Source organism: Amycolatopsis sp. NPDC051102, from assembly GCF_040682815.1.
GTDB lineage: Bacteria > Actinomycetota > Actinomycetes > Mycobacteriales > Pseudonocardiaceae > Amycolatopsis.
In genome coordinates, this window is sequence record NZ_JBFBBT010000016.1 from 171,407 (window position 1) to 186,833 (window position 15,427).

A 15,427-nucleotide genomic window follows, 5' to 3' on the forward strand; every position below is an offset into this window, starting at 1 on the left:
TCCGCACGCGACCCGCACGCGTCTTTTCCAAACCACCCATCCGGGTGAACCACGGGGAAAGCCCGGCGGAAACGGTGACCGGGCAGGTCACCGTTCCCGTCCGCGTCACCCGGCGTGGTTGGCGAAGATGTCCGACACGCCGCTGGCCGCCAGCGGCCGCGCCACGCCGAAGTAGGCGGTGAACGACGGCCCGGTGCCGGCGAGCCCGGAGTAGTCGCCGAGGAAGTAGCCGCCGGCGTCCGGGGCGGTGGTGTAGTCGAACGGGGCGGTCGTCAGCCGGGTCTGCCCGTTGGCCGCCCAGTTCGCCGGGTTGCCGCAGTCGCTCGTGGCGGCGTGGCAGTGGGCGATGAACGCGTCGGTGAGCCCGGGCTGCGCCGGGGTCGCGTTCTGCAGGTCGTAGTAGCTCAGGCCGATCGTGCCGTCGGAAGCGGCGTGGATCTGCGGCACGAACGCGGGGGTGTCGCCCGGCGACTGGTCGACGCGGATCGTGGCACCCCACGTCAGCCCGCCGTCGGTGGACTGGGCGAAGGCGATCTTCGCCGCGCCGGTCGCGCTGAACCGCGAGTCCTGCCAGACCGCGTACACGTACCCGTTGACCGGGTTGACGGCGAACTCGGGCAGCTCGTCGCTGGAGCGGACCGGGTGGCCGGCGATGCTCACCGAAGCCACCTGCTGGGTGTCGATGCCGATCGCGCCGGACCACGTCGTGCCGCCGTCGGTGGACCGGACGACCGCCGCGGTCGAGGTCGACGAGCCGTGGCAGTGCGCGCTGCCGTGGGTGACCACGCAGGCGCCGCCCTTGTTCGTGATCAGGTCGAAGCCGTCGATCAGCACGCCCCGCCCCGGACCGGTGACCGGCACGACGATCTGGTTGCCGATCGTCTGGTCGTTCTGCCCGGGGTCGAAGATGATCCGGCCGGTGCTCCAGGTCTGCCCCCGGTCGGTGGTGCGGGAGAAGTAGCTCGGGCCGCGGTAGGTGAACGCGTGGTTGTACGCGCTGGGGTTGGCGTGGCTCTGCGGCGAGACCAGCTGGTCCCACACCGCGTAGGCGCGGTCGGCCAGCAGCGGGTCGGCCGTCACCGACTCCTTGTCGTTGAGGACCTGCGTCGAGGTGTCCAGGCGCGCGGTGACCGGGGTTTCCCAGTGGTCGCCGCCGTCGAGCGAACGGCTGATCAGGATCGAGCTCGCCCCGCCGAACGCCGGCCCGTCGGCGTCGAACGAGTCGGCGATCGAGTACACGACCCGGCCGTCGGCGGAGAAGCTGACCCACGGGTCGGTGGTGCGCTGGAAGTACCCGGGCGAACCGGCTGTCGCCCCGGCGCAGATGCTGAACCGCGGCTGCGCGGCGGCCGGCGTCCAGGTCGTCCCGCCGTCGCGCGAGACGACGTTGGTGAGACCGTTCGACCCGCCGTCGTTCCAGCGGTCCTGCTGGGCCGAGCCGACGAGGTGACGCGGGTCCGCCGGGTCGGCCGCGACGTACGGTTCGACCTCGGAGGCGGCGTAGTTGACGCTGCCCCGCGCCTCCTGCTGGGCGACGAGCGCGGCGCACGCCGCCCCGGCACCCAGCGGGTGGTCGGGCACCCGGACCGGGACCCCCGCGGCGAAGGTCGTGGCGACGGCGACCCCGGCGGCGGCCAGGAGAGCGAACACCGCGGCGCCGGGCGGCAGCGATCGGCGGGCGAACCGCCGGGAAATCTTCGGGTTCACGGATGACCTCTTTTCCGACACCCCGGGCCGCGGAAAGGTCACGGCCGTTCGCGGGCATTGAGGAGTCGTCCCCTTCCGACCAGCCGTTACGGCTTCGGCCGCGCCGCTGAAATATCCGGGTTGTCCACTGAAAAATTGGTCCGCCCACCCGGGATCCGGTTAACGGACGGGCAAAAATCGGCGCCGGGAAATTGCGTTGCGCGAACGGGCCGGGAGAGGGCGGCCTTGACAGCGGCGGGCTCCCCGCGCATCCTGATCCCATCTCAGGGTTCCTGATATAGCTCAGTGAGGAGTCGGCCGATGACCGCAGTGGAGGAGCGGCCGGGCACCCGGCCCCGCCCGGACGTCGAGCCGGGCCGGTTGTTCATCGGCGGCCGGTGGGTCCTCGCCTGACGCTCGTGAGTGGTCAGGCGGGTTAGAACCCGCCTGACCACTCACGACAGACGCCCCCGTTCAGGAGGAGACCATGCCCCCCACGAGAACCACCGCGGCTCTCGCCCCGCGCCCGGGCGCCACGCTGCTGGTCACCGGCGCCGGCGCGGTCGGCCTGCCGGCGGTCATGGCCGCCCACCGGACGCCGGTGACCCGGATCATCGCGGCCGACCGCGTGGCCGCCCGGCCGGCGCCGGCCCGCGAGCTCGGCGCCACCGACACGATCGACACCGGCGGCGAGGACCTCGCCGAGGCGGTCGGCGAGCTGACCGGCGGCCGCGGGGTCGACGGCGTCGTCGAGACCACCGGCAACGCCGGCGTCCTGGGGACGGCGATCGGCACGCCGGCCGCGCGCGGCACCGCGGTCGTCGCCGGCCTCACCATGGGCGACGCCGACACCCAGGCGCTGGTGCCGACCCTGGCCGAGCTCGTCGCCGCGGGCCGCTTCCCGCTCGAAAAGCTGGTCACGCACTACGAGTTCGGGCAGATTCAACAGGCAGTGGACGACATGCTCGCCGGCACGACGATCAAACCGGTGCTCCGCCTGTGAAGGAGGCAGTGGTGAACCTCCCCGACTTCGGTCTGGGCAGCTGGCCCGCGCGGCGGGCGCGGATCGACCCGGACCGCACCGCGCTGGTGCAGCACGACCGGTCGCTGACCTACACCGGGCTCGCCGACCGGGTGCACCGCCTCGCCGGGGCACTCACCCGGCGTGGCGTGCGCCCGGGCGACCGCGTGGCCTACCTCGGCGTCAACGCCATCACCGTGTTCGAGACGCTCTTCGCCACCGCCCGCTGCGGCGCGATCTTCGTCCCGCTCAACTACCGGCTCTCCCCCACCGAGATCCGGTACATGCTCGACGACAGCGGCGCCTCGGTCCTGGTGCACAGCCCGGACACCGCCGACCTGGTGGCCGCGGCCGGGGGCCTGCCGGACGGCGTCGTCCTCGCGACGGACCCCGCCGAGGGGGACTTCGAGGCGGCGATCGCCGAGGCCGGGCCACCCCCGGAAACCGTGGTGCGGCTGGAAGATCCGTGCCTGCTGCTCTACACCTCCGGCACCACCGGGCGGCCGAAGGCGGCGGTCCTCACCCACGGCAACCTCACCTGGAACACCGTCAACCAGCTCGCGCACCTCGACGTCCTGGGCACCGACAAGGCGTTGTGCATCGCGCCGCTGTTCCACTGCGTCGGGCTGGGCCAGATCACGCTGCCGACGCTGTTCAAGGGCGGCAGCGTGGAGCCGGTGGCCCGGTTCGATCCGGGCGCCATCCTCGCCCGGATCGGCGAGGCCGGGATCACGAGCTTCTCCGCGGTCCCGACGATGCTGGAGATGATGTGCCGCCACGAAAGCTGGGACCGCACCGACCTGAGCTCGCTGACCTGCGTGCTCTACGGCGGGTCGCCGGTGGCCGAGCGCGTCGCCCGCGCGTGGCTCGACCGCGGCGTGAAGCTCCTGCAGGGCTACGGCATGACCGAGGCCGCCCCGGGCGTCTCGATGGCCACCCACGCGGGCACGCTCGACCACCCGGTCGCCGCCGGGGTGCCGCACTTCTTCACCGACGTGGCGGCGCTCGGCCCCGACCTCACGCCGCAGGCGTTGACCGGGACACCGGCCGAGCTGCTGGTGCGCGGGCCGCACGTCTTCGGCGGCTACTGGAACCGGCCCGAGGAGTCGGCGGCGAGCTTCGTCGAGGGCGGCTGGTTCCGCACCGGTGACGTCGTCCGCGTCGACGACGACGGCTGGGCGCACGTCGTCGACCGGGTCAAGGACATGATCATCTCCGGCGGGGAGAACGTGTACCCGGCCGAGATCGAAGCGGTCGCCGTCCGGCTCGACGCGGTCGACGCCTGCGCCGTGGTCGGGGTGCCCGACGAACGCTGGGGCGAAGCCGGCGCGGCCTTCGTCGTGGTCCGGCCCGGTGCCGAGCTGGACGAGCCGCGGTTCCGCGCCCACCTCGAACGGCACTTGGCACGCTACAAGATCCCGAAGCACGTGCAGTTCACCGAATCCCTGCCCCGCAACGCGACCGGCAAGATCCGCCGCGTCGAACTGCGCGCCCGCGCCGCCGAAACCTTCACGAACGGATCCGCATGACCAGCCCCCTCCTGCCCCCCACGCTGCGCCTGGAGCTGCGGGACGACATCGCCGTGCTGCGGCTCGCGCGTCCCGAGAAACGCAACGCGCTCGACGACGCGACCGTGCTCGGCCTCGAGGCGTTCTTCGGTGCCCCGCCGCCGGCGGTCAAGGCCGTGGTGCTCGACGCCGTCGGCGACCACTTCTCCGCCGGGCTCGACCTGTCCGAGCTGACCGAGCGCGACGCGTTCGAGGGCCTGGAGCACTCGATGATGTGGCACCGCGCGTTCGAGCGGCTCGAACGCGGGCGCGTGCCGGTGGTCGCCGTGCTCAAGGGCGCGGTCGTCGGCGGCGGCCTGGAACTGGCGGCCGCCGCGCACATCCGCGTCGCCGAGCCCTCGGCGTTCTACGCCCTGCCGGAGGGCCAGCGCGGGCTGTTCGTCGGCGGCGGCGCGTCGGTGCGGGTGCCGCGGCTGATCGGCGCGCACCGGATGGCCGACATGATGCTCACCGGCCGCGTGCTCGACGCCGACGAGGGGCACGCCGCCGGCTTGTCGCACTACCGCGTCGAAAACGGCCTGGAGCACGCGCTCGGCCTGGCCCGCAAGATCGCCGGGAACTCGCCGATCACCAACTTCGCCGTCCTGCAGGCCCTGCCCCGCATCGCCGAGGCGAACCCGAACGAGGGTTACCTGATGGAGGCGCTGATGGCCGCGGTCGCCGGCGGCAGCGCCGAAGCGAAGGAACGGATGCAGGCGTTCCTCGAGAAGCGGGCCGGGAAGGTCGTCCCGTGATCCTCCGCCCGGTCGCACCCGACGTGCGCGAGACCACCGAGATCGGCCGGTACCTGACGTGGCTGGAAACCCGCGGGCACTCCTTCGACGGCTACGCGGCCCTGCACCGGTGGTCGGTGACCGATCTCGACGGCTTCTGGTCCTCGATCAAGGACTTCTTCGGCGTCCGCTTCCACTCCCCCGCCACCGCGGTCGTGCCCGACCGGACCATGCCGGGCACCGAGTGGTTCCCCGGCGCGACCCTGAACTACGCCGAGCACGCCCTCGGCCACGGGGACAGCGACGAGGTCGCGATCATCGCGTATTCCCAGACGCGGGCGCGCACCGAGCTCACCTGGGCGCAGCTGCGCGACCAGGTCGCGCGCGCCCGCGCGGGGCTGGCCCGGCTCGGCGTGGGGCGCGGCGACCGGGTCGTCGCGTACCTGCCGAACATCCCCGAAACAGTGGTCGCCTACCTCGCGGCCGCGAGCCTGGGCGCGATCTGGGCCTCGTGCGCCCCCGAGTTCGGCGCCCGCTCGGTGGTCGACCGGTTCGGCCAGATCGAGCCGCGGGTGCTGCTGACGGTGTCCGGCTACCGCTACGGCGCCAAGGACGTCGACCGCCGCGACGAGGTCGCCGCGATCCGGGCCGGCCTGCCGACCGTCGAACACGTCGTCCACGTCCCCTACGGCGGCCACGACCTGCCCGGCACGCTCGCCTGGGACGACCTGCTCACCGAAAGTGCCGGTGACATCCGGGCCTTCGGCCCGGGCCGGGGGCTCCGCCACCCGGAACCCCCGAAAGCGCAAGAGTTCGAGCCGGTCGGCTTCGCGCACCCGCTGTGCGTGCTGTTCTCCTCCGGCACGACGGGCAAGCCGAAGGCCATCGTGCACGGCCACGGCGGGATCCTGCTGGAGCACCTGAAGAACCACGGCCTCAGCTGGGACCTGCGCCCCGGCGACCGGATCCTGTGGTTCTCCACCACCGCCTGGATGATGTGGAACGCGCTGGTGTCGGGCCTGCTCACCGGCGCGTCGATCGTGCTGGTCGACGGCAACCCGCTGCACCCGGACCTGGCGTGGCAGTGGCGGCTGGCGGCCGAAACGCGCGCGACGCTCATGGGCGCGAGCCCCGGTTTCCTGATGGCGTGCCGGAAAGCGGGTCTCGACCCGGCCGCCGAGTACGACCTCTCCGCGCTGCGGCAGCTCGGCGCGGCCGGCAGCCCGCTGCCCGCCGAAGGTTTCCACTGGGTGCACGAGCGGTTCCCGGGCGTCCTGCTCAACGTCGGCAGCGGCGGCACCGACGTGTGCAGCGGCATCGTCCAGGGCAGCCCGCTGCAGCCGGTCGTCGCGGGCGAGATCTCCGGGCCCTGCCTGGGCGTCGACGCGAAGGCGTTCGACGAGCACGGCAACCCCGTGGTCGGCGAGCTGGGCGAACTGGTGATCACCGCGCCGATGCCGTCGATGCCGGTCGGGTTCTGGGGCGACTCCGGGGAGCGCTACCGCGAGACGTACTTTTCGGCCTACCCCGGGATCTGGCGGCACGGCGACTGGGTCCGGTTCACCCCGGAGGGCAGCTGCGTCATCGCCGGCCGCTCGGACGCCACCCTCAACCGCGGCGGCGTCCGGCTGGGCACCGCCGAGTTCTACGCCGTTGTCGAGGAGCTCCCGGAGATCGCCGACTCCCTCGTCGTGCACCTCGAGGACCCCGCCGGGGGCAACGGCGACCTCCGGCTGTTCGTGGCGCTGCGCGACGGCGCCGAACTCGACGACGCGTTGCGCCGCAGGATCGCGACCGCCCTGCGCGGCGCGCTGTCGCCGCGGCACGTGCCGGACGCGATCACCGCCGTCCCGGCGATCCCCCGCAACCGCACCGGGAAGAAACTGGAGCTGCCGGTGAAGAAACTCCTCCGCGGCGCCGCGATCGACGAGGTCGTCGGGCGGGACGTGCTGGCCGATCCCGCGGCCCTCGACGCCTTCCTCCGGGAGCGCGCATGACGACCGTCGCGATCGTCGGCACCGGCGTGATCGGCGCCGGCTGGGCCGCGCACTTCCTGGGCCGCGGCTTCGACGTCGTCGCCACCGACCCGGCGCCCGGCGCCGAGGACCGGCTGCGGGCCGACGTCGCCGCACACTGGCCCACCGTGGTCCGGCTCGGCCTCGCCGATGGCGCCTCGCAGGACCGGCTGAGCTTCGCCACCGACGCCGGTTCCGCCGCCGCGGAGGCGGATTTCGTGCAGGAGAACGGGCCGGAGCGCGAAGACGTCAAGCACGCGCTGTTCGGCGTGCTCGACGAAGCCGCGCGACCGGAGGTGATCCTGGCGAGCAGTTCGTCGGGGCTGCTGCCGAGCGTCATCGCGCGGGGCTGCCCGCACCACCCCGAGCGCGTGGTCGTCGGGCACCCCTTCAACCCGCCGCACGTGATCCCGCTCGTCGAGGTCGTGCCGGGCGCCGGCACCGCGCCCGAGGTCGTCGACCGCGCGGTGGCGTTCTACACCGCGGCGGGCAAGCGGCCGATCCGGCTGACGCGGGAGGTGCCCGGCCACGTCGCCAACCGGCTGCAGGCCGCGCTGTGGCAGGAGGCGTACTCCCTGGTCGAACGCGGTGTCGCGACCGTCGCCGACATCGACGCCGCCATCGCCCACGGGCCCGGCCTGCGCTGGGCGGTGCTGGGCCCGTTCGCCAACCAGCACCTCTCCGGCGGCGCGGGCGGCCTCGCGCACGTCCTGCGCCACCTCGGGCCGCCCACCGAAGAGTGGTGGCGCGACCTGGGCCGCGTCCACCTGACGCCGGAACTCGCCGAAACCCTCGTCGCCGGTATCGACGCCGAACTGGCCGGCACCTCCCACGACCGGCTCGTCGCCGCCCGCGACGCCGTCCTCGACCGCCTGCTGGCCGCCAAGGCCGCGCAGCCCGACCTGCCCTGACCTGGAGCTCCTCGTGGACCTTTCCTCCCTGACCGCCATCGACGTCCACACCCACGTCGAGCAGGACGGCCACGGCTGTTTCGCCCTCGACCAGGAACTGCTGGACGCGTCGGAGAAGTACTTCCGCGCCGGCCAGGACCGCACGCCGACGGTGGCCGCGATCGCCGAGCACTACCGGGCCCGGAACATGGCCGCCGTCGTCTTCACGGTCGAGGCGCCCGCCGCGACCGGGCACCCGGCGCTGTCGAGCGAGGAGATCGCCGACGCGGCCGCCGAGCACGCGGACGTGCTCATCCCGTTCGGCTCGGTCGACCCGCACGCCGGCAAGGCGGCCGTGCTCCGGGCGCGGCGGCTGGTGGGCGAGCACGGCGTGCGCGGGTTCAAGTTCCACCCGAGCCTGCAAGCGTTCGAGCCCAACGACGTCCGGTACTACCCGCTGTACAAGGCGATCTCGGAGCTGGGCGTGCCGGCCCTGTTCCACACCGGGCAGACCGGGATCGGCGCGGGCCTGCCGGGCGGGCACGGCATCAAGCTGCGCTATTCGAACCCGATGCTGCTCGACGACGTCGCCGCCGACTTCCCGGACCTGACGGTGATCCTGGCGCACCCGTCGGTGCCGTGGCAGGACGAAGCGATCTCGGTCGCGACGCACAAGGCGAACGTGTACATCGACCTGTCGGGCTGGTCGCCGAAGTACTTCCCGCCGCAGCTGGTGCGCGCGGCGAACACGCTGCTGAAGCGGAAAGTCCTGTTCGGGTCGGACTTCCCGGTGATCACCCCGGACCGCTGGCTCGCCGACTTCGCCGAGCTGGACATCAAGGACGAGGTGCGGCCGCTGATCCTCAAGGACAACGCCATCCGGGTACTCGGGCTGAGCTGACCCGCCGGACGACGTTTGTCCGCTACGTCCCCGGGCATCCGCAGCCTTCCAGCACTCACGATGGGAGGCGACGTCGTGGCGGAGGGTGACGTGCACACCTACTTCGAAGACGGGCTCTGGAAGAACCGGGTCGAAGGCGGGCGGCGGGCATCCAACACGTCCGTGCGCCGCGTCGACGCCGTGCTGGCCGGGCGGCAGATCGCGCGGAAGCGCCGGGTCCAGCACGTGGTCCACACCCCGCAGGGTGACGTCGAGACCGAACGGGACTTCCGGCCGCGCCGTCCGGCGCGCCCGGCGGACGGCTCACTGTAACGAATCACCCGTTCGGACGATAGCCCGTTCGTGCCCGGGGACGCCCCGGCCCTCACGAACGGACTACCCATGCCTCGCCTCCGCCTGGCCGCGCTCCTCACGGCCGGATTCCTCGTCCTCGTCGCCGGCTGCTCCGGCACGCCGAGCACGCCGACGCCGGCCGCCGCCGGTTCGTCGTCCGCGGCGCCGTCCCCGAGCACGCCGGCGGCCCCGCCCCTCGCCGCCGCCAAGGTGGGCACCGCCGTCACCGACGCCGCCAAGCAGGCCTCGGCCGTGCACGTCAAGGGCACGATGACCCAGGACGGCAGCAACGTGAACCTGGACCTGCAGCTCAACCCGGACAGCGCCGGCGGCACGGTGGTGAAGGACGGCCTCGAGATCCCGGTCCTGCGCGTCGGCAGCAAGTACTACTTCCGCTTCACCGACTCGCTGGTGAAGCAGGCCGGCATCCCGGCGTCGGCCGCGAAGCAGCTCACCGGCAAGTGGGTCGCGTCCACGGCCAAGATCGGCGCGGGCATCGCCGACGCCTTCAAGGTGTTCCTGGACTACAAGTCGTTCACCGAGGGCATCCTCGGCGAGCTGGCGAAGTCGACCTTCACCGGCGGCGAGCCGACCACGCTGGCCGGCGAGCCGGCGCTGAACTTCACGAGCCCGGACGGCACCGCCACCGTGGCCGCCGCCGAACCGCACTACCTGCTGCGCATGCAGGACCCGAAGAGCGGCGCCATGGAGTTCAGCGACTGGAACAAGCCCAGCACCCTGTCCGAGCCGCCGGCCGCGGAGATTTACTCCGGCCCCGGTTCCTGAGCCCCCGGGTCCCGGACGCTCCCGCCAGGGCGGCGTCCGGGACTCACACCCTGGCCAGCACGGCCCACACGGTCTTGCCACCGGACCGCGTCCGGCTGCAGCCCCAGGTCTTCGCGACCTTGGTGACCATCCGCAGCCCGAGGCCCGCGCGCACCAGGTCGAGCCCCTCCCGCAGCACCGCCGCCCGCGAACTGTCGTCCGACACCTCGACGGTCAGCTTCGCCCCACGCAGCTCGAGCCGCAGCCGGGGTTCGGAATCGGTGTGCCGCAACGTGTTCTCGACGAATTCGGTGGCGATCAGCTCGGCGTCCTCGGCCAGCTCGGGCACCATCCACTCCGCGCAGACCGCCCGGACGAACCCGCGGGCCCGCGCCGAGGTGCGGGCCGACCGGTCGAGCAGCCGGCCGGCGCGGCGGCGGGCCGGCCGGGTCAGCGCCGCTTCCGCCGTGGCGAAGTCGGCGAACACCGGCACGCAGCGGTCCACCGCGTCGGCGGCTAGGGCCGCCCGCTGTTCCGGCCGGCCGGTGACGAGGGCGAACGGGACCGCCGGCCAGTCGCCGATCCGCAGCGCGACCAGGGCGAACACCCGGGTCAGCGCGCGATCGCGCAGCTCCAGGCGTTCGATGTCGACGAGCACGCCGTCCTCGGAGTCCACCGCGAACTCCAACAGCTGATCACGCAGCTGCGGGTACGTCGTCCGGTCGAGCACACCGACCACGGCCGCCTTCGCCGGCGCGCCCTGCCGGGACACCAGCCACACCGAGTTGTGCCGCGCGAGCACCGGCGACCACCTCCTTCGGGGATCACCCGATCGGATATCCCCTCGCGAACCCGTCAAACACGGCTTTTCCCCGGTTGACGCGGCCGGACGCGGGAACTCCGCGGGTTCGGAAGGGAGATCACGTGTTCCGTCACACGAAGCTGCTGCAGTTCGAAGCCAAGCCCGAAAAGCCCGACCCCGTCTACGCCCGCAAACTCCAGGAACTGATCGGCGGCGCCTACGGCGAACTGACCGTCACCATGCAGTACCTGTTCCAAGGCTGGAACTGCCGCATCGAAGGCAAGTACAAAGACCTCATCATGGACACCGCCACCGAAGAAATCGGCCACGTCGAAATGCTCGCCACCATGGTCGCCCGGCTGCTGGAAGGCGCCCCCGCCACCGCCACCGCCGAGGCCGTCGAAGACCCCGTCATGGCCGCGGTGATCGGCGGCATGGACGTCCAGCAAGCCATCGTCGCCGGCGGCGGCGCTCTTCCGGCCGACAGCAACGGCTACCCCTGGAACGGCAAATACATCGTCGCCTCCGGCAACCTGCTCGCCGACTTCCGCGCCAACGCCGCCGCCGAAGCGCAAGGCCGGCTCCAAACCGCCCGCCTCTACAACATGACCGACGACCCCGGCGTCAAAGCCATGCTGAAATTCAACCTCGCCCGCGACACCGTCCACCAGAAACAATGGCTCGCCGCGATCGAAGAACTCAAAGCCGACGGGCTCGAGGGGGATATCGCCCCCAACGCCTTGCTCGACGAAGAAGACCAGACCCACAACCACACGATCTGGCACCTCTCCGACGGGCCCGACGGCGCCAAGGGCACCAGCTGGACCACCGACGCCGGCATCGAATACCTCATGGACCCCCAACCCCTCGGCGGCCCCGGCACCGCACCCGAACCCGACCCCGCCCTCTACGGCACCTCCGCGCTCCTGCAGGACGACGCGGAGCCCGGCCTCGAGCCGGCGGACGGCGACGTCGAGACGTTCCACGACGGCTCGGTGTGGAAGAACAAGGTCGTCGGCAACTCGCGGGCGTCCGGGAGCGCCGAGACGAAGTCCGAGGCCGTCGCGGAGGGCCGCAAGCTGGCGATCAAGCGCGGCACGGCCCACTTCATCCACACGAAGAACGGCGAGGTCGGCGAGCGCCGGACCTACCCGCGGGCCCGCTCCTGACCCGTCCCCGCGGCCGGCCGCCGGTTCACGACGGCCGGCCGGCCCGGCTCCCCGCGTAGGCCCGCTCCCGCAGCCGGACCAGCCACTCCGGCGCGAACTCCAGGCCCGCCGGGCGGTTCAGCATCGGGTCGAACGACGGCGCGTCCCCGGCGGGCCCGGTCAGCGTGAGCACCGCGCTGTCGCACCAGCGCCCGTCTTCGCGACCGGTCCGGAGCACGAACCGCCACGGCACCGCCGCCCGGGCCGCCTCGATCGACGCTTCCACCCGCGGCGACGACGTCCACGCACCGAGCCAGACGAGCCGGTCGGCCTGGCGGTAGGGCACGAGGCTGCTGTAGGCGCCGCTCGTCCACGCCGCCGCCGGCCGGGGCAGCATCCGGCCGACGTGCCCGTGGCCCGCCGTCGTCAGCGTGATGTCCCACGGTCCGCCGTCGCGGCCCGCGCCGGGGATCCGCACCGCCAGCCCGAGCGCGTCCGGCAGCCGCCCGGGCGTGCCGGCGCCCTTGGACAGCCGGGCGACGACGGGCGCCGGCCCGGACGGCCACGGCAGATCGCGGGCGACCGGCCGGAGCTCACCGTGCAGCACGACGCCGTCCGGGTGGAAGGCCGGGGCGCGCCGCAGCGACGCGAGCCCGCGAAAGCCCGCCGAGACGAGACCCGCCATGTGTACTTCCCTCCCCGCCTGGGTAATCGATCGTCCTCCCGATACCCGCGCGGAGGACGGAGAAACCGCACCGACCCCGAGGAGCCTGCCATCGCCACCGCGGTCCTGTTCGACGTCGACGGCACGCTCGTCGACTCCAACTACCTCCATGTCCACGCCTGGCGCCGGGCGTTCCACGAGCTCGGCCGGAACGTCGACTCCTGGCGCGTGCACCGCGCGATCGGCAAGGGGTCCGGCAAGCTGCTGAGCACCCTGCTCGGTGACGAGGACGCCGACCGGATCGGCGACCGCGCGAAGGAGCTGCACAGCCGTTTCTACCTGGAGACGGCGGAGCTGCTGCGCCCGTTCGACCGCGCCCCGGACCTCATCCGGGAGCTGGCCGGGCGCGGGCTGCGCGTCGTGCTGGCGACGTCGGCGGCCCCCGACGAGCTCAAGGAGCTGCGCCGGGTCCTCGACGTCGACGACGTGGTCGCCGGGATCGTCTCCGGCGACGACGTCGACGCGACGAAGCCGGACCCGGAACCGGTGTACGCCGCGCTCGACAAGGCCGGGACCGCACCGGAGGACACGATCTTCGTCGGCGACGCGGTCTGGGACGTCCACGCGGCCAAGAAGGCCGGTGTCCGCACGGTTTCGGTGCTGTCCGGCGGCATCGGCGCAGCCGAGCTGTCCGACGCCGGCGCGGTCGCGGTCTACGACGACGCCGCGGCGCTGCTGGCCGGTCTGGACGAGAGCGTGCTGATCAGCTGAGCTTGCGGGCCACCAGCCGTTCCACCAGCCCGAGCTTGAACCGCTCCCGGCGTTCCACCGGCAGCCCCAGCGCCTCGACCAGCTTCGACGGCCGGCGCCGGAAGTGCTCGCCGGCCAGTGGCACGCTCGCCAGCTCGACCAGCCACTGCAGGCCGCGCACCGGCCACGACGACGAAGCGACGTGGTCGACCAGGATCAGCCGGCCGCCCGGGCGCAGGACCCGGACCATCTCCCCGACCGCCGCCGCGTGGCCGGGGATCGCGCAGAGGCCGAACGTGCACAGCACGGTGTCGAAGGTGGCGTCGGCGAACGGCAGTTTCTCGGCGTCGCCCTGGCGCAGGGTCACTTCGCGGCCGAGCCGGCGGGCGCGGTCGCGGGCAACGGCGAGCATCCCGTCGCTGAGGTCGAGACCGGTGAGCGTCACCTCCGCCGGGTAGCACGGCAGGTTCAGCCCGGTCCCGACCGCGACCTCCAGGACCTCGCCCGCGGCCTGCCCGCAGGCCCACTCGCGGGAGTCGCCGAAGAGGCGGCGGTCCCAGACGCCCATCTCCGCGTCGTAGACCGGGGACTTGCGGTCCCAGTACCGACGCCACCGCTCCGCTTTCGTCATGTCCCCCAGCGAAGCACGAACCCCGCCTCAGCCGAACCTGCCGGGCTCGTAGCCACCGCCCTTCTGGTGGACGATCACCGCGAGCCGGTTGGCCGAGTTCATCTGCGCGACCAGCGCGACCAGGGCGGCGACCCGGTCGTCGTCGTAGTGCTCGCGGACCCGGGCCCACGTCTCGTCGGAGACGCCCGGGGCGGCGTCGGCGATCCGGGTGCCCTCTTCGGCCAGCGCGAGCGCCGCCTGCTCGGCTTCGGTGAACACCGTGGCTTCGCGCCAGGCCGCGACCAGGTTGATCCGCACCGCGGATTCGCCGGCGGCCGCGAGTTCCTTGGTGTGGATGTCCACGCACCAGCCGCAGCCGTTGATCTGGCTGACGCGCAGCGACACCAGCTCCTGCGTGACCTTCGCCAGCGGCGACTGGATGATGGCCAGGCTCGCGGTGCCGAACCGCTTGGCGAACTTGGCACCGATTTCGTTGTCGGTCAGGGTGAACCGGGGTTCCATGGCTTCGTCCTCATCTCGTGCTCGTCCGATCCGGACGACCACGAGATGCCGGCGGCCCCGCCCTGCGTGACAATCCGCGCGGGTGACCACGATCACTGTCACACGGCGGCGACGCCCGGCATCCGGTGGGCGAACCCTCGAACGAAGTGGAGCCACGCCCATGGCCGACCCCGCCACCGAAGCCTTCCTCGGCTGCCGCAACCTGCTGTTCACCGTCGCCTACCAGCTGCTCGGCTCGGCCGCCGACGCCGAGGACGTCCTGCAGGAGACGTGGCTGCGGTGGGTGGACGTCGATCTCGCCGCGGTGCGGGACCAGCGCGCGTACCTGGTCCGGATCACCACCCGCCAGGCGCTGATGCGGCTGCGGGCGCTCGGCAGGCGCAAGGAGTCCTACGTCGGGCCGTGGCTGCCCGAGCCGCTGCTGACCGCGCCCGACGTCGCCGAGGACGTCGAGCTGGCCGACAGCGTGTCGATGGCGATGCTGCTGGTGCTGGAGACGCTCGGGCCGGCCGAGCGGGCGGTGTTCGTGCTGCGCGAGGTGTTCGCCCTGGACTATGCCGAGATCGCCGAAGCCGTCGGCAAGAGCCCGGCCGCGGTGCGCCAGATCGCGCACCGGGCCCGCTCCCACGTCGCCGCGCGCCGGCCGCGCGGGACCGTCTCGCCGTCGGCGACCCGGGATGCGCTCGAGGCGTTCCGGCGTGCGGTCGAGACGGGCGACCTGCGCGAGCTGCTCGCCGTCCTGGCGCCGGACGTCGTGTTCCTCGGTGACGGCGGCGGGGTCGTGGAGGCGGTGCTGTCGCCGGTCTCCGGGGCCGCAAACGTGGCGCGCCTGCTCGCCGCCGGCCTGGGCAACCTCGCCGTCGGCACGCTGGAGGCGGCCGAGGTCAACGGCTACCCGGCGTTGCTCCTGCGGCGCGGCGGCGAGGTCGACACCGTGGTGGCCGTCCGCGTCGACGACGGTCTCGTCACCGGGCTCTACGCGGTGCGCAACCCGGAAAAGCTGTCGCGCCTGGACGAGACGACCACCTTGTGCCGCTGA

16 protein-coding genes and 1 pseudogene are annotated in these 15,427 nt (G+C 72.8%); 12 read left to right on the plus strand and 5 right to left on the minus strand.

The window, feature by feature from the left end; genetic code table 11:
- Window positions 1-105: 105 nt before the first annotated feature.
- On the minus strand, window positions 106-1,707 hold the full coding sequence (locus AB0M93_RS34300; protein ID WP_364281469.1) for a sialidase family protein: 1,602 nt from the start codon (window positions 1,705-1,707) through the stop codon (window positions 106-108).
- Window positions 1,708-2,173: 466 nt separating this feature from the next.
- Between AB0M93_RS34300 and AB0M93_RS34305 the strand changes: the two genes are divergently transcribed.
- The 8 genes from AB0M93_RS34305 to AB0M93_RS34340 all read left to right on the plus strand — a co-directional run bounded on the left by AB0M93_RS34305 (window position 2,174) and on the right by AB0M93_RS34340 (window position 9,913).
- On the plus strand, window positions 2,174-2,689 hold the full coding sequence (locus AB0M93_RS34305) for a zinc-binding dehydrogenase (protein ID WP_364281472.1): 516 nt from the start codon (window positions 2,174-2,176) through the stop codon (window positions 2,687-2,689).
- A gap of 11 nt (window positions 2,690-2,700) precedes the next feature.
- Window positions 2,701-4,236, plus strand: a complete 1,536-nt coding sequence (locus tag AB0M93_RS34310) for a long-chain fatty acid--CoA ligase (protein WP_364281475.1) — start codon at window positions 2,701-2,703, stop codon at window positions 4,234-4,236.
- Window positions 4,233-5,009: a crotonase/enoyl-CoA hydratase family protein gene (locus AB0M93_RS34315; RefSeq protein WP_364281477.1), complete on the plus strand. Its 777-nt coding sequence runs from the start codon at window positions 4,233-4,235 to the stop codon at window positions 5,007-5,009. Before AB0M93_RS34310 ends, AB0M93_RS34315 begins: the two co-directional genes overlap by 4 nt.
- Entirely contained in the window at window positions 5,006-6,985 is a 1,980-nt protein-coding gene (locus AB0M93_RS34320; protein ID WP_364281480.1) for an acetoacetate--CoA ligase, read from the plus strand. The genes AB0M93_RS34315 and AB0M93_RS34320 overlap by 4 nt, the downstream gene beginning before the upstream one ends.
- Window positions 6,982-7,914, plus strand: coding sequence for a 3-hydroxyacyl-CoA dehydrogenase NAD-binding domain-containing protein (locus AB0M93_RS34325; protein WP_364281483.1), 933 nt, complete (start codon window positions 6,982-6,984; stop codon window positions 7,912-7,914). The genes AB0M93_RS34320 and AB0M93_RS34325 overlap by 4 nt, the downstream gene beginning before the upstream one ends.
- Before the next feature lie 13 nt (window positions 7,915-7,927).
- Complete coding sequence (gene couO / locus AB0M93_RS34330; protein WP_364281486.1) at window positions 7,928-8,794, plus strand: 4-hydroxyphenyl-beta-ketoacyl-CoA hydrolase; 867 nt, start codon at window positions 7,928-7,930, stop codon at window positions 8,792-8,794.
- Between the two features lie 75 nt (window positions 8,795-8,869).
- Complete coding sequence (locus tag AB0M93_RS34335; RefSeq protein ID WP_364281567.1) at window positions 8,870-9,106, plus strand: DUF2188 domain-containing protein; 237 nt, start codon at window positions 8,870-8,872, stop codon at window positions 9,104-9,106.
- Between the two features lie 69 nt (window positions 9,107-9,175).
- Window positions 9,176-9,913, plus strand: a complete 738-nt coding sequence (locus AB0M93_RS34340; protein WP_364281489.1) for a hypothetical protein — start codon at window positions 9,176-9,178, stop codon at window positions 9,911-9,913.
- A 43-nt stretch (window positions 9,914-9,956) separates the two neighbouring features.
- Here AB0M93_RS34340 and AB0M93_RS34345 read toward each other — a convergent pair whose 3' ends face one another.
- Complete coding sequence (locus tag AB0M93_RS34345; protein ID WP_364281492.1) at window positions 9,957-10,694, minus strand: ATP-binding protein; 738 nt, start codon at window positions 10,692-10,694, stop codon at window positions 9,957-9,959.
- 122 nt (window positions 10,695-10,816) lie between these two features.
- Between AB0M93_RS34345 and AB0M93_RS34350 the strand changes: the two are divergent.
- Both AB0M93_RS34350 and AB0M93_RS34355 read left to right on the plus strand, forming a co-directional pair.
- Window positions 10,817-11,629: pseudogene (locus AB0M93_RS34350) on the plus strand (manganese catalase family protein); the annotation flags it as partial.
- Window positions 11,630-11,689: 60 nt separating this feature from the next.
- Window positions 11,690-11,863: a DUF2188 domain-containing protein gene (locus AB0M93_RS34355; protein WP_364281570.1), complete on the plus strand. Its 174-nt coding sequence runs from the start codon at window positions 11,690-11,692 to the stop codon at window positions 11,861-11,863.
- Between the two features lie 25 nt (window positions 11,864-11,888).
- Here the strand turns inward: AB0M93_RS34355 and AB0M93_RS34360 are convergent, their stop codons facing one another.
- Entirely contained in the window at window positions 11,889-12,527 is a 639-nt protein-coding gene (locus AB0M93_RS34360; protein ID WP_364281494.1) for a hypothetical protein, read from the minus strand.
- Between AB0M93_RS34360 and AB0M93_RS34365 the strand changes: the two genes are divergently transcribed.
- Complete coding sequence (locus AB0M93_RS34365; RefSeq protein WP_364281497.1) at window positions 12,528-13,277, plus strand: HAD family hydrolase; 750 nt, start codon at window positions 12,528-12,530, stop codon at window positions 13,275-13,277. It abuts the gene before it with no gap.
- Here AB0M93_RS34365 and AB0M93_RS34370 read toward each other — a convergent pair.
- Entirely contained in the window at window positions 13,270-13,887 is a 618-nt protein-coding gene (locus tag AB0M93_RS34370; protein ID WP_364281500.1) for a class I SAM-dependent methyltransferase, read from the minus strand. The two genes, AB0M93_RS34365 and AB0M93_RS34370, sit on opposite strands and share 8 nt — an antisense overlap.
- Before the next feature lie 27 nt (window positions 13,888-13,914).
- Window positions 13,915-14,388, minus strand: a complete 474-nt coding sequence (locus tag AB0M93_RS34375) for a carboxymuconolactone decarboxylase family protein (protein ID WP_364281503.1) — start codon at window positions 14,386-14,388, stop codon at window positions 13,915-13,917.
- A 160-nt stretch (window positions 14,389-14,548) separates the two neighbouring features.
- Between AB0M93_RS34375 and AB0M93_RS34380 the strand changes: the two genes are divergently transcribed.
- The gene (locus tag AB0M93_RS34380) at window positions 14,549-15,427 is read left to right on the plus strand and encodes an RNA polymerase sigma-70 factor (protein ID WP_364281506.1); all 879 of its coding nucleotides are present in this window, start codon (window positions 14,549-14,551) and stop codon (window positions 15,425-15,427) included.